At 64.6% G+C, this 25,532-nt stretch carries 23 protein-coding genes; 7 read left to right on the forward strand and 16 right to left on the reverse strand.

Going from position 1 to position 25,532, the window contains the following annotated elements; translation table 11 throughout:
• Positions 1–19: 19 nt before the first annotated feature.
• From C2H86_RS06025 to C2H86_RS06055, 7 genes are all read right to left on the reverse strand, one after another.
• Positions 20–1,033 carry a chemotaxis response regulator protein-glutamate methylesterase gene (locus tag C2H86_RS06025; RefSeq protein ID WP_159411819.1) on the reverse strand — a complete coding sequence of 338 codons (1,014 nt, stop codon included), beginning with the start codon at positions 1,031–1,033 and terminating at the stop codon, positions 20–22.
• Complete coding sequence (locus C2H86_RS06030; RefSeq protein ID WP_159411820.1) at positions 1,030–3,333, reverse strand: hybrid sensor histidine kinase/response regulator; 2,304 nt, start codon at positions 3,331–3,333, stop codon at positions 1,030–1,032. Before C2H86_RS06030 ends, C2H86_RS06025 begins: the two co-directional genes overlap by 4 nt.
• Positions 3,330–3,995: a chemotaxis protein CheW gene (locus tag C2H86_RS06035; RefSeq protein WP_159411821.1), complete on the reverse strand. Its 666-nt coding sequence runs from the start codon at positions 3,993–3,995 to the stop codon at positions 3,330–3,332. Before C2H86_RS06035 ends, C2H86_RS06030 begins: the two co-directional genes overlap by 4 nt.
• Positions 3,992–5,245 (reverse strand): CheR family methyltransferase, encoded by a 1,254-nt coding sequence (locus C2H86_RS06040; RefSeq protein WP_159411822.1) that lies wholly within the window; start codon positions 5,243–5,245, stop codon positions 3,992–3,994. The genes C2H86_RS06035 and C2H86_RS06040 overlap by 4 nt, the downstream gene beginning before the upstream one ends.
• Complete coding sequence (locus C2H86_RS06045; protein ID WP_159411823.1) at positions 5,242–5,748, reverse strand: chemotaxis protein CheW; 507 nt, start codon at positions 5,746–5,748, stop codon at positions 5,242–5,244. Before C2H86_RS06045 ends, C2H86_RS06040 begins: the two co-directional genes overlap by 4 nt.
• Positions 5,749–5,753: 5 nt before the next feature.
• On the reverse strand, positions 5,754–7,376 hold the full coding sequence (locus C2H86_RS06050) for a methyl-accepting chemotaxis protein (protein WP_159411824.1): 1,623 nt from the start codon (positions 7,374–7,376) through the stop codon (positions 5,754–5,756).
• Between the two features lie 128 nt (positions 7,377–7,504).
• Positions 7,505–8,191, reverse strand: coding sequence for a tellurite resistance TerB family protein (locus C2H86_RS06055; protein ID WP_159411825.1), 687 nt, complete (start codon positions 8,189–8,191; stop codon positions 7,505–7,507).
• Positions 8,192–8,347: 156 nt separating this feature from the next.
• On the opposite strand from C2H86_RS06055, the gene ydcS reads away from it, so the two are divergent.
• The 5 genes from ydcS (at position 8,348) to C2H86_RS06080 (ending at position 13,812) form a co-directional block, all read left to right on the forward strand.
• Entirely contained in the window at positions 8,348–9,499 is a 1,152-nt protein-coding gene (gene ydcS / locus C2H86_RS06060) for a putative ABC transporter substrate-binding protein YdcS (protein ID WP_159411826.1), read from the forward strand.
• Between the two features lie 131 nt (positions 9,500–9,630).
• A complete protein-coding gene (locus tag C2H86_RS06065; RefSeq protein WP_159411827.1) occupies positions 9,631–10,671 on the forward strand; it encodes an ABC transporter ATP-binding protein in 1,041 nt (346 codons plus the stop codon).
• A 1-nt stretch (position 10,672) separates the two neighbouring features.
• Positions 10,673–11,575 (forward strand): ABC transporter permease, encoded by a 903-nt coding sequence (locus C2H86_RS06070; protein WP_159411828.1) that lies wholly within the window; start codon positions 10,673–10,675, stop codon positions 11,573–11,575.
• Positions 11,565–12,371, forward strand: a complete 807-nt coding sequence (locus C2H86_RS06075; protein WP_159411829.1) for an ABC transporter permease — start codon at positions 11,565–11,567, stop codon at positions 12,369–12,371. The genes C2H86_RS06070 and C2H86_RS06075 overlap by 11 nt, the downstream gene beginning before the upstream one ends.
• A gap of 16 nt (positions 12,372–12,387) precedes the next feature.
• Entirely contained in the window at positions 12,388–13,812 is a 1,425-nt protein-coding gene (locus tag C2H86_RS06080; RefSeq protein WP_159411830.1) for a gamma-aminobutyraldehyde dehydrogenase, read from the forward strand.
• Positions 13,813–13,956: 144 nt separating this feature from the next.
• Here C2H86_RS06080 and C2H86_RS06085 read toward each other — a convergent pair whose 3' ends face one another.
• The 3 genes from C2H86_RS06085 to C2H86_RS06095 all read right to left on the reverse strand — a co-directional run bounded on the left by C2H86_RS06085 (position 13,957) and on the right by C2H86_RS06095 (position 17,553).
• Positions 13,957–15,063, reverse strand: a complete 1,107-nt coding sequence (locus C2H86_RS06085) for an NADH:flavin oxidoreductase/NADH oxidase (RefSeq protein ID WP_159411831.1) — start codon at positions 15,061–15,063, stop codon at positions 13,957–13,959.
• A gap of 229 nt (positions 15,064–15,292) precedes the next feature.
• On the reverse strand, positions 15,293–17,002 hold the full coding sequence (recJ, locus tag C2H86_RS06090; RefSeq protein WP_159411832.1) for a single-stranded-DNA-specific exonuclease RecJ: 1,710 nt from the start codon (positions 17,000–17,002) through the stop codon (positions 15,293–15,295).
• A gap of 8 nt (positions 17,003–17,010) precedes the next feature.
• Positions 17,011–17,553, reverse strand: coding sequence for a YaeQ family protein (locus tag C2H86_RS06095; RefSeq protein WP_103445451.1), 543 nt, complete (start codon positions 17,551–17,553; stop codon positions 17,011–17,013).
• Positions 17,554–17,686: 133 nt separating this feature from the next.
• On the opposite strand from C2H86_RS06095, the gene C2H86_RS06100 reads away from it, so the two are divergent.
• Together C2H86_RS06100 and C2H86_RS06105 are read left to right on the forward strand one after the other, a co-directional pair.
• Positions 17,687–18,886: a CaiB/BaiF CoA transferase family protein gene (locus tag C2H86_RS06100; RefSeq protein WP_159411833.1), complete on the forward strand. Its 1,200-nt coding sequence runs from the start codon at positions 17,687–17,689 to the stop codon at positions 18,884–18,886.
• Positions 18,887–18,897: 11 nt separating this feature from the next.
• On the forward strand, positions 18,898–19,755 hold the full coding sequence (locus C2H86_RS06105) for a TIGR02285 family protein (RefSeq protein ID WP_159411834.1): 858 nt from the start codon (positions 18,898–18,900) through the stop codon (positions 19,753–19,755).
• Between the two features lie 152 nt (positions 19,756–19,907).
• Here the strand turns inward: C2H86_RS06105 and C2H86_RS06110 are convergent, their stop codons facing one another.
• The 6 genes from C2H86_RS06110 to xerD all read right to left on the reverse strand — a co-directional run bounded on the left by C2H86_RS06110 (position 19,908) and on the right by xerD (position 25,449).
• Positions 19,908–20,189: a DUF3509 domain-containing protein gene (locus C2H86_RS06110; protein ID WP_159411835.1), complete on the reverse strand. Its 282-nt coding sequence runs from the start codon at positions 20,187–20,189 to the stop codon at positions 19,908–19,910.
• Positions 20,190–20,267: 78 nt separating this feature from the next.
• Entirely contained in the window at positions 20,268–20,651 is a 384-nt protein-coding gene (locus tag C2H86_RS06115) for a histidine kinase (protein ID WP_159411836.1), read from the reverse strand.
• Between the two features lie 130 nt (positions 20,652–20,781).
• Positions 20,782–22,191, reverse strand: a complete 1,410-nt coding sequence (thrC, locus tag C2H86_RS06120) for a threonine synthase (RefSeq protein ID WP_159411837.1) — start codon at positions 22,189–22,191, stop codon at positions 20,782–20,784.
• 61 nt (positions 22,192–22,252) lie between these two features.
• Positions 22,253–23,557, reverse strand: a complete 1,305-nt coding sequence (locus tag C2H86_RS06125; protein ID WP_099815331.1) for a homoserine dehydrogenase — start codon at positions 23,555–23,557, stop codon at positions 22,253–22,255.
• A gap of 82 nt (positions 23,558–23,639) precedes the next feature.
• Positions 23,640–24,398, reverse strand: a complete 759-nt coding sequence (locus tag C2H86_RS06130) for a thioredoxin fold domain-containing protein (protein WP_110639411.1) — start codon at positions 24,396–24,398, stop codon at positions 23,640–23,642.
• A 154-nt stretch (positions 24,399–24,552) separates the two neighbouring features.
• Positions 24,553–25,449: a site-specific tyrosine recombinase XerD gene (xerD, locus tag C2H86_RS06135; RefSeq protein WP_159411838.1), complete on the reverse strand. Its 897-nt coding sequence runs from the start codon at positions 25,447–25,449 to the stop codon at positions 24,553–24,555.
• Between the last annotated feature and the right edge of the window lie 83 nt (positions 25,450–25,532).

Consider the following 25,532-nt stretch of genomic DNA (forward strand, 5'->3'; position numbering starts at 1 on the left):
CGCGATTCTATACATGTCGTCATTTTGCAAAGGTTTCCATCAAGCGCCCGGCAATTCGCTCAAGCGGGCGGATTTCTACCGCTGCATCGATTGCCGCAGCGGCCTTGGGCATGCCGTACACCGCACTGCTGGACTGGTCCTGGGCAATCGTCAGAAAGCCCTGCTGGCGCATCAGCTTCAGGCCCTGGGCGCCATCGCGCCCCATGCCGGTGAGCAGCACGCCCACCGCATCGCCGTTCCAGTAACGCGCCACGCTCTCGAAGAACACGTCGATCGAGGGCCGGTAGATTTCGTTGACAGGTTCGGCAGTGTAGGCCAACTGGCCACCCTGCAGCAGGCGGATATGGTGATTGGTCCCGGCCAGCAACACCTGCCCGGGTTGTGGCGGCTCGCCTTCGCGGGCCAGGCGCACCGGCAGGCCGCAGGCGCTGGCGAGCCACTCGGCCATGCCGGCAGCAAACACCTGGTCAACATGCTGGACCAGCACGATAGAGGCTGGAAAGCCGCGCGGCAGGCCTTTGAGCAGCACTTCGAGCGCGGCAGGGCCGCCAGCGGACGAGCCAATGGCCACCAGGCCGCTGCGCTGGGAGGCCTCGCGCAGGGGCGCGGCGAGCGGCTTGCTGGCACCGGGCCGCTGCTGGCCGATCAACCAGCCGATGTTGAGGATCTTGCGCAGCAGCGGCGCCGCTGCCTCACGTGCGTCCCCCGCGCCCAGCGCGGGGGTGTCGACCACATCCAGGGCACCATGGCCCATGGCCTCGAACACCCGGTGCACGTTCTGCTTGCGGTCGACCGTGACGATGACGATGGCACAAGGCGTTTCGGCCATGATCCGCCGGGTCGCCTCGACGCCATCCATCACCGGCATGATCAGGTCCATGAGAATCAGGTCGGGGGTGTCCTCGGCGCACATGCGCACGGCTTCGGCGCCATTGCTGGCCACCCAGATCACCTGGTGCGCGGGCTCGAAGGCCAGGGCCCGGCGCAACGCCTCTACTGCCATGGGCATATCATTGACGATGGCGACCTTCATCCCTGAGCACCTCCGATCAGTTCCACCACGGCATCCAGCAACGCATCATCGTGGAAGCTGGCCTTTGCCAAATAGTAGTCGGCTCCAGCGTCCAGGCCACGTCGGCGATCTTCTTCACGATCCTTGTACGACACCACCATCACCGGCAGCGACTGCAACCGCTGGTCGCGGCGCACCAGGGTGACCAGCTCGATGCCGTCCATGCGCGGCATGTCGATGTCGGTGATCAGCAGGTCGAAATCCTCGCTGCGCAAGGCGTTCCAGCCGTCCATGCCATCCACCGCCACCGCCACCTCGTAGCCACGATTGCTCAGCAGCTTGCGTTGCAGTTCGCGCACGGTGAGTGAGTCGTCGACCACCAGGATGCGCTTGCGGCTCAGACCTCGCGCCCCTTGCGCACCGCGCTCGATACGCTCCAGGCGGCCGGTGCTGAGCAGTTTTTCGACCGAGCGCAGCAAGTCTTCGACATCGATGATCAACACCACCGAGCCATCGTCCAGCAGGGCCCCGGCGGAGATGTCCTGGACCTTGCCCAGACGCGGGTCGAGCGGCATCACCACCAGCACCCGCTCACCGACCAGGCGCTCCACGGCCACCCCGTAAAGCTGCTCACGCTCGCGGATCACCACTACCCGCAGGCTGTTGGCCTCACCCTGCCCTGCCGGCCGGTTGAGCAACTGGCTGGCAGCCACCAGGCCAATATGCCGACCTTCGTGCCAGAAGTGCTGGCGGCCCTCGATCTGCACGATGTCATCGGCCGCCACCTCGAGGGTGCGCTCGATATGCGCCAGCGGGAACGCATAGGCCTCACCGCCCACTTCCACCACCAGGCTGCGCACCACCGACAGGGTCAGCGGCACCTCCAGTTGGAAGCGGCAGCCTTGGCCGGGCACCTGGCTCAGCTCGATCGAACCGCGCAGGTCGCGGACCATGTGCTGCACCGCATCCAGGCCAACACCACGGCCCGACACTTCGGTGACTTTGTCGCGCAGGCTGAAGCCCGGCAGGAACAGGAAGGTCAGCAGCTCGGCCTCGCTCATCTGCGCCACGGTGTCGGCTGGCGACAGGCCGCGCTCGACGATGTTGTGCTTGAGGCGCTCAAGGTCGATGCCAGCGCCGTCATCGCTCAGCTCAAGCATGAGCAGCCCGGCCTGGTGCGAGGCGCGCAGGCGGATCGTGCCTTCCGCCGGTTTGCCCGCCAGCAGGCGCCGCTCGGGCAGTTCGATGCCATGGTCGACAGCATTGCGCAGCAAGTGGATCAACGGCGCTTCGAGCTTTTCCAGCACGTCGCGATCGACCTGGGTCTTCTCGCCTTCGATCTGCAGTTGCACCTGCTTGCCGAGCGAACGGCCGAGGTCGCGAACCATGCGGCTCTGGCCGGTGAGCACGTCGGCAAACGGACGCATGCGACAGGCCAATGCCGTGTCATAGAGCAACTGGGCCCGCTGGCTGGCCTGCCAGCCAAACTCGTCGAGGTCGGCGGCCTGCTGCTGGAGGATCTGCTGGGTTTCCAGCAGCAGGCGCTGGGTCTGGGCCAGGGCATCCAGCACTTCAGGGCTCTGGCCACTGTCTTCGAGCTGCGTTTTCAGGCCATCGAGGGCTCGCATGCCCTGGCCATGCATGCGCTTGAGGCGCTGCAGGGTAGCCAGGTAAGGCTTGAGGCGCTGGGTCTCGACCAACGACTTGCTCGACAGGTCGAGCAGGCTGTTCAGGCGGTCGGCGGTCACCCGCAAGACCCGCTCGCTGCCTTCGCTCGCGCGCTTGCCGGCCTTGCGTGGCGCGGCAGGTTCAACTTCGGCTTCCACGGCCGGCGCCACCGGTTCAGGCTGGGCTGGCGGGACCACGGGCAACGCCGGCTCGAGCGTCACCGCTGCCGCTGCGGGCGCGGCAGCGGGCGGTACAGGCGTGGCAGCGGGGTCGAGCAGGCCGGCCAGCTGCGCCAGGAACGCCGGCACCAATGCCTCGCCATTCGGGTCGCCAGGCGTCGCGATGTGCATCAGCAAGTCGGTGCCGCGCAGCAGTGCATCGATGTGTTCGGCGCGCAGCAGCAGCCGGCCTTCCTGGGCCGCCACCAGGCAGTCTTCCATGACATGGGCGACACTGACCCCGGCATCGATGCCGACGATGCGCGCCGCACCTTTCAACGAATGAGCCGCACGCATGCAGGCTTCCAGCTGGTCGGCCTGGGTCGGGTTGCGTTCCAGTGCCATCAGCCCGGTGCTGAGCACCTGAGTCTGCGCCTCGGCCTCCAGGCTGAACAGTTCGAGCAGCGATGCGTCGCGCATTTGCTCTGGGGTCATGACAGGCTCCGCTGCACGGCAGACAGTAAGTGTTGATCGTCCAGCACCCGCACACTGCGCCCCCGCCACTGCAAGACCGCAGCGGTGAAGGGCGCTGCACCCTCGCCAGCACCCTGCAATGGCGCATCGAGGCGGTGAATGCCATCGATCTCGTCCACCGCCATGACCACTGGCCCGCCCGACGCCGCCAGGATCAGCATGCGTGGCATTGCCCGACCGCTGCGCGCCTGCTCGGACAAACGCTCCACGCCCAGCAGGTCGCCCAGCGACAGGCACGGCACCAGCGCCCCGCGCACATTGGCGACCCCTTGCAGTACCCGGGAGCGCTGATGCGGCAACGAATGCACCGGTTGCAGGGGGGCGATCTCGGCCAGGCAGGCAGTGGCCAGGGCCAGCCACTCCTCGCCAAGGCGGAACAGCAGCAGCGAACGCCCGGCCGAAGTTTCGACGGGGGCGGCTTCGTGCGCCAGGTCCGCTTCGATCAGCGCGTAGCGGTCGAGCAGGCGCGTGGCCGCTGCTGCGTAGACTTCGCAGTTGCGACAATGGATATGCCGCTCCAGCAACGGGCAGTCCTTGCTGCCGTGCACACCAATACGGTTCCAGCAGTCGTCGATGCGCTCATCGTCCTGGGCCAGCAGCTCGATCGCGTGTTCGGCTTTCATCGTTCAGACTCCCGGCCAGCACGTGCCGCACGTTCCTGCAGGCGGCGGGCACCGGCTTCGTCACCTTGGGCAGCCAGCAACGTAGCCAGGTGCAACAATGCCTCAGGATGTTGAGGCTCCAGATACAGTGCCTTGCGGTAAAGGCTCAGCGCCTGCTGTGCATCACCCTCCGTGTCGCTCAGCAGCCCCAGCCAGTAGTAGACCTGGGCCTTGGGCGCGAACTGGCGCAGGTAGCGCTGGCAACTGGCGCGGGCCTGGGCACTGTTGCCAGCATTGGCCTGGCGCGCGATGTTGGCCAGCAACTCGCTTTCGCTCTCTCGCGGTTCGGTTGCCGGAGCTGCAGGTGGCACCACGCGCAGCGGCCGCGCTGGAGGCACAGTTGCTGGCCGCGGGCGACTCGAAGCTACTGCAGTGGGCAGCTGCCGGGGTGGTTGAACGGGCGTTGCCGGCACATCGGCGGGTTGACGAACGTAGGCAAACGACTGGGCAATACCCAATGGCCGCATGCCCAGGCGCGCCAGCAGGCTGCCTTCGGCAGGGCCGATGAACAGCACTCCCTGCGGCTGCGCCAGGCGCTTGAGCACCTCGAACACACGCTGCTGGGTCGGCACATCGAAATAGATCAGCAGGTTGCGGCAGAACACAAAATCGTAAAGGCCATTGCGGCCGGCCAGCGCCGGGTCGAGCACATTGCCCGCTTCCAGGTTCACCGGCTGGCGTACCCGTTCGTCCAGCGTGTGGCCTTCCTCACCTTCACGGAAGTAGCGCTCGCGAAACCCAAGTTCAGCGCCGCGGAACGAGTTGCGCCCGTATACGCCCTGTATGCCCTTGGCCACCGAACTAGGGCTGATATCGATACCGTCGATGCGAAAGTCGGCTGGGCTCATACCGGCATCGAGCAAGGCCATGGCTAGCGAATAAGGCTCCTCGCCGGTGGAGCACGGCAAGCTGAGCAGGCGCAACGGCCGCTCTCCGGCCAGCTCGGCCAGGCGTTTCTGGGCCAGGCCGACCAGCGCGGTGAACGACTCCGGGTAGCGGAAAAACCAGGTTTCCGGAACGATCACGGCCTCGATCAGCGCCAGTTGCTCATCCGGTGATTGCTGCAGGCGGACCCAGTAGTCATCCAGATCGGCGGCATTCACTGCGGCACAGCGCTGGCGCAGGGCCCGCTCTACCATTGGCACGCCGACCGATTCGACATCCAGGCCGATACGCTCTTGCAGGTAGCGGAAGAAACGTTGCTCGCTCATGGTGCCACCTGTTCTGGTGGGTGCGGGAACAGCAGCTCGCGGACACTCTCTGGCAGCAGGTCATCTACCTCGATCCGTTGCAGCAGGCCCTGGGCGTCCTGGCGGACCGGGCCCAGGTAAGGCGCATCGCCGTTGTCCAGGCCATAGGGCTGGAACTCGTCCGGCATGCAGCGCAGGGTTTCGGTGGCTTGCTCGAGGATCAGCCCCAGCACCTGGTCGTGGCGGTACCGCACCAGCACCAGGCGCGTGCTGGTGCGCTCGGCGGCCGGTTGGGCAAAGCTCAGCGCACTCAGGTCGACAACCGGCACCAGGACACCGCGATGCGCCAGGATGCCGGCCACCCAGGCCGGCGCCTGGGCAATCGGTTTGAGCGGACGTCGCGGCAGCACCTCGATCACTTCGCGCACGTCCAGGGCAAAGCGCTGCTGGTTGAGGCGAAACTGCAGGTACAGCGTGCCCTTGGCGCTGGCCACCGCTGCCGGGTAGGAATGCAGGTCGCTCATGGTGATCAGACTTTGAAGCGCGATACACCACCGCGCAGGCCGGCCGCCACCTGGCTCAACTCATCGATGGCGAAGCTGGCCTGGCGCAGCGACTCCACCGTCTGGGTGCTGGCATCGCTGAGCTGGGCAAGCGCCTGGTTGATCTGCTCGGCACCAGTGGCCTGGGCCTGCATGCCCTCGTTGACCATCAGCACCCGCGGCGCCAGGGCCTGGACCTGGTGAATGATCTGGCTCAGTTGCTCGCCCACCTGCTGCACCTCGAACATGCCGCGGCGCACTTCTTCGGAGAACTTGTCCATGCCCATGACCCCGGCCGACACCGCCGACTGGATCTCGCGCACCATCTGCTCGATGTCGTAGGTGGCCACGGCCGTCTGGTCTGCCAGACGTCGCACCTCGGTGGCGACCACGGCAAAACCGCGGCCATATTCACCGGCCTTCTCCGCCTCGATGGCGGCATTGAGCGAGAGCAGGTTGGTCTGGTCGGCCACCTTGACGATGGTCACCACCATCTGCGTGATGTTGCTGGCCTTTTCGTTGAGGATCCCCAGCTTGGCGTTGACCAGGTCGGCGGCGCCCATCACCTGGTGCATGGTCTCTTCCATGCGCGCCAGGCCCTGCTGGCCGGAGCCGGCCAGGCTGGAGGCCTGGTCGGCGGCGGAGGTGACTTCGGTCATGGTGCGCACCAGGTCGCGCGAGGTGGCAGCGATCTCTCGCGAGGTGGCGCCGATCTCGGTGGTGGTGGCGGCCGTTTCGGTGGCGGTGGCCTGCTGCTGCTTGGAGGTGGCGGCAATCTCGGTGACCGAGGTGGTCACCTGCACCGACGAGCGCTGCGCCTGGGCCACCAGGTTGGCCAGGGCCTCAGCCATTTCGTTGAAGCCGCTTTCGATGGCGCCGAATTCATCCTTGCGGTCCAGGCTCAGGCGCATGCTCAGGTCGCCCGAGCGCAGTTTGTCGAGGGCATGCACCACGCGTTGCACCGGTGCGGTAATGGCGCGCATCAACAGCAAGCCACAGATACCGGCGGCCACGATCGCCAACAGCAGCGATACCATCATGCTGCCCTTGGCGGTGCTCACGGCACTGACGATTTCATGGGTGGCGGCGTCTGCCGACTCGCGGTTGTGCTCGATCACTACGTTGAGATGCTTGCGCCCTTCGATCCAGGCCGGGGTGAGCACATCGCTGATCAGCCGCTCGGCTTCGACGTATTGGTGCTGGCGGTAGGCTTCAAGCACCTGGTCAACCACGTTGAGGTACTTTTCCTCGAGCTTGACGAAGGTATCGAAACGCTCCTGGTCGTCGGTGTCCTGGATGGTGCCCTGGTAGCTGGCCATGTGCTGCTTCAGACGATCATCGAAGCTCTTGAACAGGTCCATGTCGGCCGTGGTGATGTCGCGGCGATTGGACAGGCCCACCAGCTGCTGGCTGGTGACGTAGCTGTCGACCCAGGCGCTGCGGATCATCGAGCTGTAGTAGAGCCCTGGAATGCTGTCTGTCCCCACCGCTTCCTCGGCGGTTTCGATCGTCACCAGCCGCGAGTAGGCGGCTACGATCATCAGCAGCATGATGGCGATGATCACGGCGAAACTTGCCAGGATCCGTTGGCGCAAGGTCCAGTTCTTCACATTCAGCCCTCAGGAATTCACAACGAGCGGGAAAAATCGCCGAAGTATAGCCCAGGCTTCCTACGCTTTTGCGGCTGAAATACGAGGTATTCAGGCCTCTGTCCCTGACGGACAGGCCATTTTCAAGTTCATTGGCCTGCGGCAAGCCGTACCTGGCTCTCCAGTTCCTGACGCAGGGCCGGGTCGAGGCGCAACTGACGGGCTAGTTCATCGAGGTAGGCGCGCTCCATGAAGTTCTCCTGATCGACCATCATCACGCTGGCCAGGTACATCTCGGCAGCCATCTCTGGCGTTTGCGCGGCGCGGGCGACCTCGGCCGGGTCCAGCGGCTTGTTCAGTTCGGCGTGCAGCCAGTGCTGCAGGTCGCGGTCACTGTCCAGACGGGTGAACTCGCCTTCGATCAGGGCCCGTTCGCGCTCGTCGATATGGCCATCGGACTTGGCCGCCGCCACCAGTGCGCGGAGCACTGCCTGGCTGTGCTGCTCAGCCTGGGCGGGCGGCAGGCGGTCGAGGGTCTGCGGCTCGGCGCCCTGCCCTGCGCCCTGACGCGCCTGCCAATTGCCATAGGCCTTGTAGGCCAGCACGCCAAGTGCCGCCAGGCCGCCGTAGGTAAGGACCTTGCCGCCATATTTACGGGCCTTCTTGCTACCCAGCAACAAGCCCAGCGCACCGCCGCCCAGCAACCCGCCACCCGCCCCGGAAAGCAGGCTGCCCAAGCCATTTGCTCCCGCCGCAGGTTTGCCGGGGGCGGATGGCTTGTTCAGCAATTCCTGGCCAGATTTCAGCAGTTGATCGAGCAAGCCACGGGTGTTCATGTGCAGGTCTCCACGCGTTGGTAGTCAGCCGACAGAGTAAGCCTTGCCCGTTTACAGGCCATGCCCCGATTTGCTTCTGGATGTTGCATTAGCTGGCAAAAAGCCAACTAGACTCGACCACTGCCCCGACCAAAATCTCCAAGAAGAGGGAACACCATGTCAGTGCACAAGACCGCATTGCTCGGCGCCGTGACCGGCGCGCTGCTGGCCAGCGCCAGCCTGCAGGCCGCCGAGTTGCCCAAGGCCCTGGGCGCCGGCGAAGGCCGACTGGATATCGTCGCCTGGCCCGGCTACATCGAGCGCGGTGAAAGCGACAAGGCCTACGACTGGGTCACGGGCTTTGAAAAGGAAACCGGCTGCAAGGTCAGCGTCAAGACCGCTGCCACCTCCGATGAAATGGTCAGCCTGATGACCAAGGGCGGCTACGACCTGGTCACCGCTTCCGGCGACGCCTCGCTGCGCCTGATCGTCGGCAAGCGCGTACAGCCGATCAACACTGCGCTGATCCCCAACTGGAAGAACATCGACCCGCGCCTGCAGAACGGCGGCTGGTACGTGGTCGACAAGCAGGTGTACGGCACGCCGTACCAATGGGGCCCGAATGTGCTGCTGTACAACACCAATACCTTCAAGCAGGCACCGACCAGCTGGAATGTGGTGTTCGAGCCGCAGGACCTGCCCGATGGCAAGCCGAACAAGGGCCGCGTGCAGGCGTATGACGGGCCGATCTACATCGCCGATGCAGCGCTGTACCTGAAGTCGGCCAAACCCGAGTTGGGCATCAAGGACCCGTACGAGCTCAATGAAGCTCAGTACAAGGCCGTGCTCGACCTGCTGCGCCAGCAACAACCGCTGATCCACCGTTACTGGCACGACGCCACGGTGCAGATGAGCGATGTGAAGAACGAAGGCGTGGTCGCCTCCAGTTCGTGGGGCTACATGGTCAATGGCCTGAAGGCCGAGAACCAGCCGGTGGCCTCGACCATTCCCAAGGAAGGTGCCACCGGCTGGGCCGACACCACCATGCTGCACAGCGAAGCCAAGCACCCCAATTGCGCCTACAAGTGGATGGACTGGTCGCTGCAACCCAGGGTGCAGGGCGATGTCGCGGCCTGGTTCGGCTCGTTGCCTGCGGTGCCGGCAGCCTGTACCGGCAGTGAACTGCTGGGGGCTGAAGGGTGCAAGACCAACGGCTTCGACAACTTCGACAAGATCGCCTTCTGGAAAACCCCACAGGCCCAGGGCGGCAAATTCGTGCCCTATAGCCGCTGGACCCAGGATTACATTGCGATCATGGGCGGGCGCTGAGTTCGGTTTAAGCCTGTCAGGGCCCTTTCGCGGGGCAAGCCCGCTCCTACAGGGGCACACGATACCTGTAGGAGCGGGCTTGCCCCGCGAAGAGGCCCGAACAGGAGACAGATATTGTTCGGAGCTCACGCATGCCGCTAGCCGTCCAGTTCACCCAGGTTTCCCGCACCTTTGGCGAGGTCAAGGCCGTCGACCAGGTCAGCATCGACATCGATGACGGCGAATTCTTCTCCATGCTCGGCCCCTCCGGCTCGGGCAAGACCACCTGCCTGCGCCTGATCGCCGGTTTCGAGCAACCGAACAGCGGCTCGATCCGCATCCACGGCGTCGAAGCCGCTGGCGTGCCGCCCTACCAGCGCGACGTCAATACCGTGTTCCAGGACTACGCGCTGTTCCCGCACATGAACGTGCGCGACAACATCGCCTACGGCCTCAAGGTCAAGGGTGTGGCCAAGGCCGAACGCCAGGCCCGCGCCGAAGAAGCGCTGGCCATGGTCGCCCTGGCCGGCTACGGCGAACGCAAGCCGGCGCAGCTCTCTGGCGGCCAGCGCCAGCGCGTGGCACTGGCCCGCGCCCTGGTCAACCGGCCACGGGTGCTGCTGCTCGACGAGCCGCTGGGCGCGCTCGACCTGAAGCTGCGCGAACAGATGCAGGGCGAATTGAAGAAGCTGCAACGCCAGCTGGGCATCACCTTCATCTTCGTTACCCACGACCAGACCGAAGCACTGTCGATGTCAGACCGGGTGGCGGTGTTCAACCGTGGGCGCATCGAACAGGTCGACACGCCACGCAACTTGTACATGAAGCCCGCGACCACGTTCGTCGCCGAATTCGTTGGCACCTCCAACGTCATCCGCGGTGACCTCGCCGAACAGCTCAGCGGCAGCCGCTCACCTTTCTCCATCCGCCCCGAGCATATCCGCCTGGTGGATCAGCCCGGCCAGGTGCAAGACGTCCAGCTCAGCGGCCTGCTGCGTGACATCCAGTATCAGGGCAGCGCCACCCGCTACGAGGTACAACTGGACAGCGGCCAGCTGCTTGCCATAAGCCACGCCAACGACCGCTGGCAGGAGCATCCACAGCCCTGGCAAGCTGGCCAGCAGGTACAGGTGCGCTGGCCTCGCGAGGCGATGACCGCGCTGCAGGAAACCGTCCTGGCCGAGGCCCGCTGACATGCGCCGCGTATCCGATCTGCTGTACCGGCGCCCCAACCTCTACCTGGCACTGCTGCTGATCCCCCCGCTGACCTGGTTCGGCGCCATCTACCTCGGTTCGTTGCTCAGCCTGTTGTGGCAAGGGTTCTACACCTTCGACGACTTCACCATGGCGGTCACCCCGGAGCTGACCCTGGGCAACTTCGCCGCGCTGTTCAACCCGTCCAACTTCGACATCATCCTGCGCACCCTGGCCATGGCCGTGTCGGTATCGCTGGCCAGTGCGGTGCTGGCCTTCCCGATCGCCTACTACATGGCGCGCTACACCAGCGGCAAGACCAAGGCGTTCTTCTACATTGCGGTGATGATGCCGATGTGGGCCAGCTACATCGTCAAGACCTACGCCTGGACCCTGCTGCTGGCCAAGGGCGGCGTGGCCCAGTGGTTCGTCCAGCAACTGCACCTGGATGGCCTGCTGCAGGCCGTGCTGGCGGTGCCCGGGGTGGGCGGCAGCACGCTGTCGACCTCGCACCTGGGGCGCTTCATGGTGTTCGTGTACATCTGGCTGCCGTTCATGATCCTGCCGATCCAGGCCTCACTGGAGCGCCTGCCGCCATCGTTGCTGCAGGCTTCGGCAGATCTGGGGGCCCGGCCTGGGCAGACGTTCCTGCAGGTGATCCTGCCGCTGTCGATCCCCGGCATTGCCGCCGGCTCGATCTTCACCTTCTCGCTGACTTTAGGCGACTTCATCGTGCCGCAACTGGTCGGCCCGCCGGGCTATTTCATCGGCAGCATGGTCTATGCCCAGCAAGGGGCGATCGGCAACATGCCGATGGCGGCGGCGTTCACGCTGGTGCCGATCGTGCTGATCGCGGTGTACCTGTCCATCGTCAAGCGCCTGGGGGCTTTCGATGCACTCTGAAAAAGCGTCTGTCGGCCTGCGTCTGGCGGCCTGGGGCGGGTTGCTGTTCCTGCACTTCCCGATCCTGATCATCTTCCTGTACGCCTTCAATACCGAAGACGCGGCGTTCAGCTTCCCGCCCAAGGGCTTCACCCTCAACTGGTTCGCCGTGGCCTTCGCCCGCCCCGACGTGCTCGAAGCCATCAAGCTGTCGCTGCAGGTGGCCTGCCTGGCCACGCTGATCGCGCTTGTGCTCGGCACCCTGGCCTCGGCGGCGCTGTACCGGCGCAGCTTCTTCGGCAAGGAGAGCATCTCGCTGATGCTGATCCTGCCGATCGCCCTGCCCGGCATCATCACCGGCATCGCCCTGCTCTCGGCGTTCAAGCGCCTGGGGATAGAGCCCGGCGTGCTTACCATCGTGATAGGCCACGCCACGTTCTGCGTGGTGATCGTCTACAACAACGTGATTGCCCGCCTGCGGCGCACCTCGCAGAGCCTGATCGAGGCGTCCATGGACCTCGGTGCCGATGGCTGGCAGACCTTCCGCTACATCATCCTGCCCAACCTCGGCTCGGCGCTGCTGGCCGGCGGCATGCTGGCATTCGCCCTGTCGTTCGACGAAATCATTGTCACCACCTTCACCGCCGGCCACGAGCGCACCCTGCCGATCTGGCTGCTCAACCAGCTCAGCCGCCCGCGCGATGTGCCGGTGACCAACGTGGTCGCCATGCTGGTGATGCTGGTGACCATGCTGCCGATCCTCGGTGCCTATTACCTGACCCGTGGCGGCGAAAGCGTTGCGGGCAGCGGCAAATGACCCTCAAGGAGTCCCCATGCAAAGCAAAATGCTGATTAACGGTAAGCTGGTCGCGGGCGACGGCCCGACCTGGACCGTGCTCAACCCGGCCGAAGGCAGCGCCCTGGCGCAGATCAACGAAGCCACCGAAGCCCAGGTCGATACCGCCGTGCGTGCCGCCGACCAGGCCTTCGACAGCTGGTCCCAGACCAGTCCCAAAGAGCGCTCGCTGGCGCTGCTGGCCCTGGCCGATATCATCGAAGCCCATGGCGATGAACTCGCCCGGCTGGAATCGCAGAACTGCGGCAAGCCGTTTGCCGCCGCCCTGAACGACGAAATCCCGGCCATCGCCGACGTGTTCCGTTACTTCGCCGGGGCCGCCCGCTGCCTCGGTGGCTCGGCGGCGGGTGAATACCTGCCGGGCCATACCTCGATGATCCGCCGCGACCCACTGGGCGTGGTGGCCTCGATCGCGCCGTGGAACTACCCGCTGATGATGCTGGCGTGGAAGGTCGCCCCGGCCCTGGCAGCTGGCAACACCGTGGTCATCAAACCCTCCGAACTGACACCGCTGACTGCCCTGCGCCTGGGCGAGCTGGCCAAGGACCTGTTGCCGTCCGGCGTGCTCAACATCCTTTTCGGCCGTGGGCAGACGGTGGGCAACCCACTGGTCACCCACCCCAAGGTGCGCATGGTCTCGCTGACCGGTTCAATTCCAACCGGCGCGCACATCATCGGCGCCACCGCCAGCAGCGTGAAGCGCATGCACATGGAGCTGGGCGGCAAGGCACCGGTGCTGGTGTTCGACGACGCCGATATCGACGCAGCCATCGACGGTATCCGCACGTTCGGTTTCTACAACGCAGGCCAGGACTGCACTGCAGCCTGTCGCTTGTATGTGCAGGCGGGTATCTACGACCGCTTCGTCGAGCGCCTGGGCAAGGCCGTTTCCAGCCTCAAGGCCGGCCTGCAGGATGCCGAAGACACCGAACTCGGCCCGCTGATCAGCGCCCAGCACCGCGACAAGGTGGCCGGCCTGGTCCAGCGCGCCATCGCCCAGCCGCACATCCGCCTGGTGACGGGCGGCAAGGTGATTGCGGGGGATGGCTTCTTCTTCGAACCGACCGTGCTGGCCGACGCCTTGCAGGATGACGAGATCGTGCGCAACGAGGTGTTCGGCCCGGTGGTGTCGGTGACCCGCTTCAACAGCGAAGAGCAGGCGCTGGAATGGGCCAACGATTCCGAATATGGCCTGGCATCATCAATCTGGACCCGCGACACAGGCCGCGCCCACCGCCTGGCGTCGCGCTTGCAGTACGGCTGCACCTGGGTCAATACCCACTTCATGCTGGTCAGCGAAATGCCCCATGGCGGACAGAAGCATTCGGGGTATGGGAAGGACATGTCGATGTATGGGCTGGAGGACTACACCTGTGTGCGGCATGTGATGATCAAGCATTGAATGCAATACCTGGATTGAAGCTGAGACCCATTGTGGGAGCGGGCGTGCCCGCGAACACCGGCAAAGCCGGTGTCACGCACCGAGTCGCTTGCTTCGCGGGCACGCCCGCTCCCACAGGGGCCGCGCTCTATTTGAAGCCTTTGATTAATCCCGCAAATCCGACTCGTGAATCGGGTTGGCGCGGCTGGTCGCCCTTTGGTACTGCGCCGGCCAGGTGGCTTTGTTACCGCCCAGATCATCATCGGCATGCAGCGGCCAGTAAGGGTCGCGCAGCAGTTCGCGCGCAAGGAAGATCACATCGGCCTGCCCGGTACGCAGAATGTGCTCGGCCTGGGCCGGTTCGGTGATCATGCCGACGGTGCCGGTGGCGATCTCTGCTTCCTTGCGCACGCGCTCTGCAAAGCGTGTCTGATAGCCAGGACCTGTAGGGATTTCGGCATTGACCGAGGTACCACCGGAGGACACATCGATCAGGTCGACACCCAGCACCCGCAGTCGGCGGGCCAGTTCGACGGTTTCATCGGGGTTCCAGCCATCCTCGACCCAGTCGGTCGCCGATACTCGGACGAACAGCGGCAATTCGGCCGGCCAGACCTTGCGCACGGCCTCCACCACCTGCAGGGTCAGGCGGATTCGATTCTCGAAGCAGCTGCCGTATTCATCGCGGCGCTGGTTGCTCAGCGGTGAGAGAAACTGGTGCAGCAGATAACCATGGGCGGCGTGGATCTCGACCACCTTGAAACCGGCCTTGAGCGCCCGCTCGGTCGAGGCGACGAAGGCGTTGATCACCTCCTGGATCTCGTCCTTGCTCAATTCGCGTGGCGGTGTGTGCTGCGGGTCGAAGGCGATTTTCGACGGGCCCACAGGCTGCCAGCCGCCGTCTTCGAGTTTCACGCTGCCCTGCTTGCCCAGCCATGGCCGATAAGTACTGGCCTTGCGCCCGGCGTGGGCCAGCTGGATGCCGGGGACGGCGCCTTGCGCGGTAATGAAACGGGTGATGCGCTGCAATGGGGCGATCTGGTCGTCATTCCACAAGCCGAGGTCTTCGGCGGTGATGCGACCATCGGCCGTCACCGCGACGGCTTCGCTGATGACCAGGCCAGCGCCACCCACGGCGCGGCTGCCCAAGTGAACGAGATGCCAATCGTTGGCCAGGCCATCGATGGCGGAATACTGGCACATCGGCGAGACCGCGATGCGGTTGGGGAGCGTCAGCTGACGCAGGGTGTAAGGCTCGAGCAGCAGGCTCATGAGGGCACCTCCCAAGGACTCCAATGGTGATCCGGCCCGGACACTCAAATGCACATCCCTGGCCCGGTGCCGGTCATTAATCAGACTAGACCAGATTGGTGGGGGGGAAGGTTCAGTGGGAGTGCGAGGTGTTCGCCGAAAGGTTTGCAGCGCAGCTCGCGATGCGCCGCGCGGGCGGCGCTCGATTTCCGCCCCCCTGCAAAACCCAAGGCAGGCACCTCGCAGCCCTTCAGCGCGGCTCCATATGCGCAATCATCAACTGCACACTCTCATTGCCGCGAAACTCGTTCACATCCAGCTTGTACGCCAGCTCGACCCAACGCACCGTCGGGTTAGGCCACACCTCGCGGTCAATGCCAAAGGCAATGCCATCCAGCCGCACCGACCCGCACTCACTCTTGAGCACCACCTTCAAGTGCCGCTCACCGACCACACGCTGCTCCACCAACTGGAACACCCCATGGAACAGCGGCTCGGGGAAGTGCTGCCCCCAAGGCCCGGCATTGCGCAGGGCCTTGGCCAGGTCGAGATGGAATTCCTCCACGGCCAGGCTGCCGTCCGACAGCAGGCGACCGGTCAGGTCCTCTTCGCGCAGCTGGCGCCGTACTTCTTCATCAAAGGCTTCAGCAAAGGCCGGGAAATTGCTTTCAGGCAGGGACAGCCCCGCCGCCATGGCATGCCCGCCGAACTTGCTGATCAGCTGCGGCTGGCGCGCTGCCACCGCATCCAGCGCGTCGCGGATATGAAAGCCCGGCACCGAACGCGCCGAGCCCTTGAGCATGCCGTCACCGGCATCGGCGAAAGCGATGGTCGGCCGGTGGTAACGCTCCTTCAGGCGCGACGCAAGAATCCCGATCACACCCTGGTGCCAATCGGCATCGAACAGGCACAGGCCATAAGGCATGGACTCGACCGGCAGGTCCTTGAGCTGGGCCAGGGCCTCGCGCTGCATGCCCTGCTCGATCGACTTGCGGTCCTGATTCAGGTCATCCAGTTGCTGGGCCATGTCCTGGGCCAGGGCTTGGTCTTCGCACAGCAGGCATTCGATGCCCAGGCTCATGTCGTCCAGGCGCCCGGCGGCATTGAGCCGTGGGCCGAGGATGAAGCCGAGGTCGGTGGAGGTGATGCGCCGGTGATCGCGCCGCGCTACTTCCAGGATGGCCTTGAGGCCGGGCCGCGCGCGGCCGGCACGGATACGCTCCAGGCCCTGGTGCACGAGGATGCGGTTGTTGGCATCCAGCGGCACCACGTCGGCGACGCTGCCCAGGGCGACCAGGTCAAGCAGCTCGCCGATATTCGGCTGCGGCTGCGTTTCGTAGCGCCCCAGGCTGCGCAGGCGTGCACGCAAAGCCATGAGCACGTAGAAAATCACCCCGACGCCGGCCAGCGACTTGCTCGGGAAATCGCAGCCAGGCTGGTTCGGGTTGACGATGGCGTCGGCATCCGGCAACTGCTGACCCGGCAGGTGGTGGTCGGTGACCAGCACCTTGAGCCCGGCCGCCTTGGCCGCCGCCACACCTTCGACGCTGGAGATACCGTTATCGACGGTCACCAGCAGGTGTGGCTGGCGCTCGAGCGCCACCTGGACGATCTCCGGGGTCAGGCCGTAGCCGTATTCGAAGCGATTGGGTACCAGGTAGTCGACATGGGCCGCGCCCAGCAGGCGCAGGCCGAGCATGCCGACGGTGCTGGCGGTGGCGCCGTCAGCGTCGAAGTCGCCGACGATAAGGATGCGCTGGCGTTGGTCGAGGGCCTCGACCAGCAGGTCCACCGCTGCTTCGATGCCCTTGAGCTGCTGGTAAGGCAGCAGGCGCGCCAGGCTCTTGTCCAGCTCGGCCTCGGATTGCACGCCGCGGGCGGCATACAGGCGGGTCAGCAACGGTGGGAGGTTACCCAGAAATGGCAGGGTCGGCGGCAGCGGGCGAGGTTCGATACGCATGGGGTGCTTCAGCCGCGCTCACCGAGCAGCCACTGCAGCTGCACTTCGTGCTGGCCACGGTCATCGGTGACGAACACAGTGCCTTCGCTGATCATCACATCCCACTTGATGGTCCGCGGCATGTCGGTGGCCAGCACCTCCAGCACTTCCTGTGGCACGGCGGCAATGCTCAAGTTCTTCAGGCCCTTGACCGCGCTCACGACCTTGCCTTCCCACACGCGCAGGCTGCCGTAGGCAAGCAGGCTGGTGCGCTCGGTGCGGCGCGAGCACCAGGTCAGGCGATCGGCATCCGGCTGCCCGACTTCGATCCAGTGCAGGATGCGGTCGTCCAGGCTCTTTTCCCACAGCGCCGCTTCATCGACATCGGACAGGCCACGGCCGAACGACAGGTTCTCGTTGTACCACAGGGCATAGGCCAGCAGGCGCACGGCCATGCGCTCTTCGGTTTCCGAAGGGTGACGGGCGATGGTCTGGCGGACGTTTTCGTACACGCCGCGATCAAGATCGGTCAGGTTCAGTTCGAATTTGTAGGTGGTGGACGGCTGGGCCATGGTCGAGTGGGCTTCGTGCGTAGAGAAAAGTGACCTAGTCTAACCGATCCCGCCTCCGCTTGCGCCGGAGCAGTATCGGCCGCCCCGCACCTATGCTAAAACCACGGCTCTGACCAGTTGCCACGGATGCCTCATGTCTACGCCCAGCAAACCCCTCGCCGGCCTGAAAGTCATCGAGCTCGGCACCCTGATCGCCGGGCCGTTCGCCTCGCGGATCTGCGCCGAATTCGGTGCCGAAGTGATCAAGGTCGAGTCGCCGGACGGCGGCGACCCGCTGCGCAAATGGCGCAAGCTGTATGAGGGCACGTCACTGTGGTGGTTCGTGCAGGCGCGCAACAAACAGTCGCTGACGCTCAACCTCAAGCACCCCGAAGGCCGTGAAGTGCTCAAGCGCCTGCTGGGCGAGGCCGACATCCTGATCGAGAACTTCCGCCCCGGCGTACTGGAGAAGCTCGGCCTGGGCTGGGAGGTGCTGCACGCCCTCAACCCGCGCCTGGTGATGGTGCGCCTGTCGGGCTTCGGTCAGACCGGGCCGATGAAGGACCAGCCGGGCTTCGGTGCAGTCGGTGAATCGATGGGCGGCCTGCGTTACATCACCGGCTTCGACGACCGCCCGCCCGTGCGCACCGGGATTTCCATCGGTGATTCGATCGCTGCGCTGTGGGGGGTGATTGGCGCGCTGATGGCACTGCGTCATCGCGAAGTCAACGGCGGCCAGGGCCAGGTGGTGGACGTGGCGCTGTACGAGGCGATCTTCGCCATGATGGAAAGCATGGTCCCGGAATTCGACGTGTTCGGTTTCATCCGCGAGCGTACCGGCAACATCATGCCGGGTATCACACCCTCCTCCATCCACACCAGCGCCGACGGCAAGCATGTGCAGATCGGCGCCAACGGTGACGCCATCTTCAAGCGCTTCATGCAGGCCATCGGCCGCACCGACCTGGCCGACGACCCGAGCCTGGCCAGCAACGATGGCCGCGATGCCCGCCGCGACGAGCTGTACGGGGTGATCGACCGCTGGGCCAACAGCCTGCCGCTGGACCAGCTGATGCAGGTGCTCACCAGCGCCGAAGTGCCGGCCAGCCGGATCTACTCGGCCGAGGACATGTTCAGCGACCCGCAGTACCTGGCCCGGGAAATGTTCCTGCAGGCGCGCCTGCCGGACGGCAAGCCGTTCAAGATGCCGGGCATCGTCCCCAAGCTCTCGGAAACCCCAGGTTCTGCCGAATGGGTTGGCCCGGCACTGGGTGAACATACCGATACTGTGCTGGCTTCCCTGGGCTACGACCAGGCGGCAATTGCCAGCCTGCGCCAGGCAGGCACGGTCTGAGGCTGCTGCCGATGCGTTGGCTGGCCCTGTGCTGCGCGCTGCTGCTTGCCCTGCTGGTGGCGCCGGCACACGCCAAGGAGCGCCTGCTATGGCTGGTGCGCGACCTGCCGCCCTTCACCGTGTTCGAAGGCTCGGAGAAAGGCCAGGGGGTTATCGATCAGATGCTGCCGCTGCTGATTGAGAAGATGCCTGAATACGAACACAGTATCATTCGCGTCAACCGGGCACGCGGAATGCAAATGCTTCAGGATCCGACCAGCTTCACCTGCGACCCGACACTGTTATGGACCGCTGAGCGCGCAAAGTTCGTGCATTTTTCGCAACCGACGCTCGGTGTGCTGAGCACCGGGGTGGTAGTGCGCAAGACTGGGCAAGCTCAGTTGGCAGCGTTCCTCGATGGTCAGGAGGTCGATCTCAAAGGCTTGCTCGGCAATACCCGGCTGAAGCTGGGCATCGTCGCCGAACGCAGCTACAGCAGCCAGGTCGACGAGATCCTGCGTCAGCTGCCCGACTCGGCGTTCAGCCGTCATTACGGCAACGATGCCACCGCCAACCTGCTGCAGATGCAACAGCTCGGGCGACTGCAACTGGTGCTGGGCTACTGGCCGGAGGTGCGCTACCTGATTCAGCAACATGGTGGCTTGCCGACGGACTATCAGTTTCATCCGATCCAGGGCGTGACCCGCTACCAGTTCCTCCACGTAGGCTGTTCGGATACACCACTGGGGCGCGCAGCCATCAGCCATATCGACCAGCTGCTACCGGCCCTGCGTCGCAATACCTTGCCCGCCCTGTATTCCCACTGGCTTGACCCTGAGCTGCGCGCAACCTACCTGGAAGAGAGCAGGCATTTCTTCGAAGACCGCTGAGCTGCAGTCAAAGAAAGACGCGCAAAAAGAAACCCCGGACGCTGGGGAATACGCCCGGGGCCAATCGAAAGTCCTCATGGACTTCCCGCGACAACCTGCCAGTACCGGAGCTGTGCACTGGCCGGCTGCCCTTGAAGCTTATGATAGGCCAGTCAGGCAAAGGTTCCCTGCGGCTGTTGGCGCTGTTGCAATGCTGCGATCACACAGGGCTGCAAGCGCCCTTCGACAATCTGCAGATCACGGTGCAAGCCGTCTACCAGGTCGATCAACAGGCTTTGCTCCTGCAGCTGGCGCTCGCTGACCGTACGGCGCAAGGCCGTGCCGCCGAGGCTGTCGTACACGGTCAATTGGCGGTTGCCGCTGGCATCCGTGACACCTAGCTTGGCCTGGTAGGGGGTAAGGGCGTCGTTGAGCAGTCTGCAGATTCTTTCCATCCGGATCACTCGCTTGTAATGGGACATGAAGGAACTGACCAGCAAACGCGGCGGAAAGTTCGCTGCGCCACGGCTGTGCTAGTGAGCATGCGTGGGCGACGTGACAGTTTGAATACGTTGCAGGGCTTGCTGCCAGCGTGGCATGGGCAGTGGCAACGGCAGGTCAGCCAGCACCCATATGCCCTGGCGTCGGGCTTCACGGGCAAGGTTGGAGCGGCCCGGATCGGCGCGACCGACGAACAGCAAGGCGCGGCAAGCACCTAATTGATCGAGCAGGGCCGGATCATGGGTATGGTCGAGGATAAGCAAGTCGACGCATCGCTTGCGGGCCAGGCAGGTATCGAGGTCTGCCTTGTCGTGGGTAATGCGCACATTGAACAAGCCAATGGCGTTGCAGGCCTGGTGCAAGAGGATCTGGTGAGATGGGCGTGCGTGGTGAATAAGCACGTAGGGCTGGCGCATGTACCGCTCCTTGGGGGAAGGACCGGTCACTCTAGGCAAGGCTTCCTGAGCCTTACATAGGACAATTCTGCTAAAGGGTAAGGAAAGCTCTGAAATCCGGGGCCGCTTTGCGGCCCCGATGCCAATGCGATTACAAAGGCTTGCCGCGATTACCATGCTGGCTGACGAACGCCTGAACGGCCTTCAGGTCATTGGCCAGCACGGTGCAACGCTCTTCACGGCTGAACAGGTCGCTCAGGTGCGCAGGCAGCTCCAGCGCCTTGCCAACGCCGGCCTTCTCCACCGCTTCGGGGAACTTGACCGGGTGCGCAGTACCCAGCACCACCATCGGCGTGGCCAGGCTGCGGCGGCACTCGCGGGCGGCCTTGACGCCGATCGCGGTGTGCGGGTCGAGCACTTCACCGGTGGCGGCAAACACCTCGGCGATGGTCTCGCAGGTCTGCTCGTCGCTGACCGCCAGCGAATCGAACAACTTGCGTGCTTCGGTCCAGCGGTCCTGCTCGACGCTGAAGCCGCCGCCCTGCTTGAAGGTCGCCATCAGCTCGGCCAGCGCAGCGCCGTTGCGGCCGTGCAGGTCGAACAGCAGGCGCTCGAAGTTGGACGAAACCATGATGTCCATGGACGGCGACAGGGTCGCGTGCAGGGTTTCCTTGACGTACTGGTTGCCGCTCATGAAGCGGTGCAGGATGTCGTTGCGGTTGGTGGCGACGATCAGCTGGCTGACCGGCAGGCCCATGTTGCGCGCCAGGTAACCGGCGAAGATGTCGCCGAAGTTGCCGGTCGGCACCGAGAACGCCACCGAACGGGCCGGGCCGCCCAGCTGCAGGGCCGCGTGGAAGTAGTAGACGATCTGGGCCATGATCCGCGCCCAGTTGATCGAGTTGACCGCGACCAGGCGGGTGCCCTTGAGGAACGACTGGTCGGCGAAGCTGGCCTTGACCATTTCCTGGCAGTCGTCGAAGTTGCCTTCGATGGCGATGTTGTGGACGTTGTCGCCAAACAGGGTGGTCATCTGCCGGCGCTGCACTTCCGACACACGCTGGTGCGGGTGGAGGATGAAGATGTCGACGTTTTCGCAGCTGCGGCAGCCTTCGATGGCGGCGGAGCCGGTGTCACCGCTGGTGGCGCCGATGATCACCACGCGCTCGTTGCGCTTGGCCAGCACATGGTCGAGCAGGCGACCGAGCAGTTGCAGGGCGAAGTCCTTGAACGCCAGGGTCGGGCCGTGGAACAGCTCCAGCACCCACTCGTTGCTGTTCAGCTGGCGCAGCGGGGCGACCGCAGCGTGGGCAAACTCGCCGTAGGTTTCTTCGAGGATCTTCTTGAAATCGGCGTCGGCGATGCTGCCTTCGACGAACGGGCGCATTACCCGGAAGGCCAGCTCGTGGTACGGCAGGCCGGCCCAGGAGGCGATTTCTTCCTGGGTGAAGCGAGGCAGGTTCTCAGGGACGTACAGGCCGCCGTCGCTGGCCAGGCCAGCCAGCAGCACGTCTTCGAAATTCAAGGCCGGAGCCTGGCCGCGGGTACTGATATAGCGCATGGGTGCAAACCTTCGATGCTGAGGCCCGGGCCGCGATGGCGGCCCGAGGGCACTAATTTTGTTAGTTGAGCTGTTCGACGCGGATGCGCACGACCTTGCCGACCACGTCCTGCAGGGCTTCCAGGGCGACGATGGCATCGTTGATGCGCTGCTCGACAACACCGTGAGTCAACAGGATCATCGGCACCAGGCCGTCCTGCTCCTCGGCTTCCTTCTGCATGATCGACTCGATGTTGATGCCGCGCTCCGACAGGATGCTCGCCACCTGGGCCAGCACACCCGGGTGGTCCTTGGCCTGGATGCGCAGGTAGTAGGCGCTTTCGCAGGCTTCGATCGGCAGGATCGGATGGGCCGACAGCGAGTCTGGCTGGAAGGCCAGGTGTGGTACGCGGTTTTCCGGGTCGGAGGTCATGGCACGGACCACGTCGACCAGGTCACCCACCACCGACGAAGCGGTCGGCTCCATACCGGCGCCTGCGCCGTAGTACAGGGTGGAACCTGCGGCGTCGCCGTTGACCATGACCGCGTTCATCACGCCATTGACGTTGGCGATCAGGCGGTCGGCCGGGATCAGCGTCGGGTGCACGCGCAGCTCGATGCCTTCGGCGGTGCGGCGGGCCACGCCCAGGTGCTTGATGCGGTAGCCCAGCGCTTCGGCGTAGTTCACGTCAGCGGTGGTCAGCTGGGTGATGCCCTCGGTGTAGGCCTTGTCGAACTGCAGCGGGATACCAAAGGCGATGGACGCCAGGATGGTCAGCTTGTGCGCGGCATCGATACCTTCGACGTCGAAGGTCGGGTCGGCTTCGGCATAGCCCAGCGCCTGGGCTTCGGCCAGCACGTCGGGGAAGGCACGGCCTTTCTCGCGCATTTCGGTGAGGATGAAGTTGCCGGTGCCGTTGATGATGCCGGCCAGCCAGTTGATGCGGTTGGCCGACAGGCCTTCGCGGATCGCCTTGATCACCGGGATGCCGCCGGCCACTGCGGCTTCGAAGGCAACGATGACACCCTTCTCGCGCGCCTTGGCGAAGATCTCGTTACCGTGCACGGCGATCAGCGCCTTGTTGGCGGTCACCACGTGCTTGCCGTTCTCGATCGCCTTGAGCACCAGGTCACGCGCCACGGTGTAGCCACCGATCAGCTCGATGACAATGTCGATTTCCGGGTTGCTCGCAACGTCGAACACATCAGCGGTAATGGGGGTACCGGTAATCTGGCAGTTCGGGTTCTGCGAGCGCATGGCAATCTGTGCCACTTCAATACCGCGCCCGGCACGGCGGGCAATCTCCTCGGCGTTGCGCTGAAGTACATTGAAGGTTCCGCCACCGACGGTCCCCAACCCACAGATGCCTACTTTGACCGGTTTCACTGTGAACTCCCCATTGAACGGCCGGCGCCTTCACCGACCGTGAAACATGCCGTCACCCCATGACGACGGCGTATTGAATTGATTACTTGGCAGCTTGCTGCTGGCCATCCAGGGCCAGCTTGGCCACTTGCGGTGCCGGCTGGTAGCCCGGGATCACATGGCCGTTCTCGAGCACGATGGCCGGCGTGCCGTTGACGCCGATCTGCTGGCCCAGCTGGAACTGCTTGCTGACCGGGTTGGCGCACTTGGCCGCCTTGATTTCCTTGCCTTCGACCATCTTGTCCATCGCCGCACGGCGGTCGCTGGAGCACCAGACGGCCTGCAGCTGCTCGTCACCTGGCGAACCGAGGCCCTGGCGCGGGAAGGCGACATAGCGCACTTCGATACCGCGGCGGTTGAGCTCGGGCACTTCGGCGTGCAGCTTGTGGCAGTACGGGCAGGTGGTGTCGGTGAAGACGGTGATGTGCGACTTGGTCTCGCCCTTGGCAGGGTAAACAACGGTCTCGGCGGCCGGAATGCCGTTGATCAGCTTGGCGACGCCCTGACGCTCGGTTTTCTCGGTCAGGTTGACCGGCTTGCCATCCTGCAGCTGGTAAAGGTAGCCCTGCATGACGTACTGGCCATCGGCGCTGGCATACAGCACACGACCGCCCTGCAGCTTGACTTCATAAAGGCCATTGAGCGGGCTGCTGCCGACGCTTTCAACCGGTACTTCGAGTTCGAGGTTCTGCAACGACTTGCGGATGGCCTGCTCGGCACTGGCATTGCTGTCGGCCGCGGCAACGGCAAAGGTACTGGCCAGCGCCAACACGGCGGCGGCGAAAATCTGGGTCACGCGCATGGGGAACTCCTGGAGGCGGACAGGGGCCGGAGGGCGTCACCTGCAAAAAAATCGCGGCGACCGTGCGGCCCTTGATGCAAACCGCCCAAGCCTACCACATCACGCTGCTGATGAAGGGGCCTGCAAGGACCGGTCGGCGGAACATGAAAAACATTCATCCACGTGGATGGTGCTGGGCGTGCAATTGCTGCAGGCGCGCCTTGGCCACGTGGGTGTAGATCTGCGTGGTCGACAGGTCGCTGTGGCCCAGCAGCATCTGCACCACACGCAGGTCGGCGCCGTGGTTGAGCAGGTGCGTGGCGAAGGCGTGGCGCAGGGTATGCGGCGACAGCGGTTTGTCGATGCAGGCCACCCGCGCGTGGTGCTTGATGCGGTGCCAGAAGGTCTGGCGGGTCATCTGCTCGCCGCGCTGGCTGGGGAACAGCACATCGCTGGGGCGGCCGTTGAGCAGTTCGGCGCGGCCGTCACGCAGGTAGCGCTCCAGCCACACCACCGCCTCCTCGCCCATCGGCACCAGGCGCTCCTTGCTGCCCTTGCCCATCACTCGCAGCACGCCCTGGCGCAGGTTGACCTGGTCGAGGGTCAGGCTGACCAGCTCGGTCACGCGCAAGCCACAGGCATAAAGCACTTCGAGCATGGCACGGTCGCGCTGGCCGATGGCTTCGCCCAGGTCCGGCGCCTGCAGCAGGGCTTCGACGTCGGCTTCCGACAGGGATTTAGGCAATGGCCGACCCAGTTGCGGCATATCGACCTGCAGGGTCGGGTCGACGGCGACCAGCTTTTCCCGCAGCAGGTAGCGGAAGAAGCCGCGCAGGCCGGAAAGAAAGCGCGCAGTGGAGCGTGGCTTGTAGCCCTGGTCGAGACGCCAGGCCAGGTGATCCAGGATCAGGTCGCGACCGGCGTCCGGCAAACTCACCGAATGTTCCTGCAACCAGCCGTTGAACAGCGCCAGGTCACTGCGATAGGAGACACGGGTATTGTCGGACAGGCCTTTTTCAAGCCACAGGGCGTCGAGGAACTGGTCGATCAGGGGGTGGTCTAGGGCGGGCATGCGGGGCTGCTGGGTGTTTGAAGTGGGCCTAGTGTTTCACAGCAACATCCTGGTTGTCTGTACCGGCCTCTTCGCGGGCAAGC

The organism is Pseudomonas putida, assembly GCF_009883635.2.
GTDB lineage: Bacteria > Pseudomonadota > Gammaproteobacteria > Pseudomonadales > Pseudomonadaceae > Aquipseudomonas > Aquipseudomonas putida_W.

Bases quoted from the DNA above. Each gene is read 5' to 3' on its own strand.
- xerD (WP_159411838.1), bottom strand. From the start codon at position 25,449: ATGCCCGCCCTAGACCACCCCCTGATCGACCAGTTCCTCGACGCCCTG.
- C2H86_RS06105 (WP_159411834.1), top strand. From the start codon at position 18,898: ATGCGTTGGCTGGCCCTGTGCTGCGCGCTGCTGCTTGCCCTGCTGGTG.
- thrC (WP_159411837.1), bottom strand. From the start codon at position 22,191: ATGCGCTATATCAGTACCCGCGGCCAGGCTCCGGCCTTGAATTTCGAA.
- C2H86_RS06075 (WP_159411829.1), top strand. From the start codon at position 11,565: ATGCACTCTGAAAAAGCGTCTGTCGGCCTGCGTCTGGCGGCCTGGGGC.
- C2H86_RS06095 (WP_103445451.1), bottom strand. From the start codon at position 17,553: ATGGCCCAGCCGTCCACCACCTACAAATTCGAACTGAACCTGACCGAT.
- C2H86_RS06035 (WP_159411821.1), bottom strand. From the start codon at position 3,995: ATGAAAGCCGAACACGCGATCGAGCTGCTGGCCCAGGACGATGAGCGC.
- C2H86_RS06040 (WP_159411822.1), bottom strand. From the start codon at position 5,245: ATGAGCGAGCAACGTTTCTTCCGCTACCTGCAAGAGCGTATCGGCCTG.
- C2H86_RS06110 (WP_159411835.1), bottom strand. From the start codon at position 20,189: ATGGAAAGAATCTGCAGACTGCTCAACGACGCCCTTACCCCCTACCAG.
- C2H86_RS06080 (WP_159411830.1), top strand. From the start codon at position 12,388: ATGCAAAGCAAAATGCTGATTAACGGTAAGCTGGTCGCGGGCGACGGC.
- C2H86_RS06025 (WP_159411819.1), bottom strand. From the start codon at position 1,033: ATGAAGGTCGCCATCGTCAATGATATGCCCATGGCAGTAGAGGCGTTG.
- C2H86_RS06045 (WP_159411823.1), bottom strand. From the start codon at position 5,748: ATGAGCGACCTGCATTCCTACCCGGCAGCGGTGGCCAGCGCCAAGGGC.
- recJ (WP_159411832.1), bottom strand. From the start codon at position 17,002: ATGCGTATCGAACCTCGCCCGCTGCCGCCGACCCTGCCATTTCTGGGT.
- C2H86_RS06030 (WP_159411820.1), bottom strand. From the start codon at position 3,333: ATGACCCCAGAGCAAATGCGCGACGCATCGCTGCTCGAACTGTTCAGC.
- C2H86_RS06085 (WP_159411831.1), bottom strand. From the start codon at position 15,063: ATGAGCCTGCTGCTCGAGCCTTACACCCTGCGTCAGCTGACGCTCCCC.
- C2H86_RS06115 (WP_159411836.1), bottom strand. From the start codon at position 20,651: ATGCGCCAGCCCTACGTGCTTATTCACCACGCACGCCCATCTCACCAG.
- C2H86_RS06130 (WP_110639411.1), bottom strand. From the start codon at position 24,398: ATGCGCGTGACCCAGATTTTCGCCGCCGCCGTGTTGGCGCTGGCCAGT.
- C2H86_RS06065 (WP_159411827.1), top strand. From the start codon at position 9,631: ATGCCGCTAGCCGTCCAGTTCACCCAGGTTTCCCGCACCTTTGGCGAG.
- C2H86_RS06100 (WP_159411833.1), top strand. From the start codon at position 17,687: ATGTCTACGCCCAGCAAACCCCTCGCCGGCCTGAAAGTCATCGAGCTC.
- C2H86_RS06055 (WP_159411825.1), bottom strand. From the start codon at position 8,191: ATGAACACCCGTGGCTTGCTCGATCAACTGCTGAAATCTGGCCAGGAA.
- ydcS (WP_159411826.1), top strand. From the start codon at position 8,348: ATGTCAGTGCACAAGACCGCATTGCTCGGCGCCGTGACCGGCGCGCTG.
- C2H86_RS06070 (WP_159411828.1), top strand. From the start codon at position 10,673: ATGCGCCGCGTATCCGATCTGCTGTACCGGCGCCCCAACCTCTACCTG.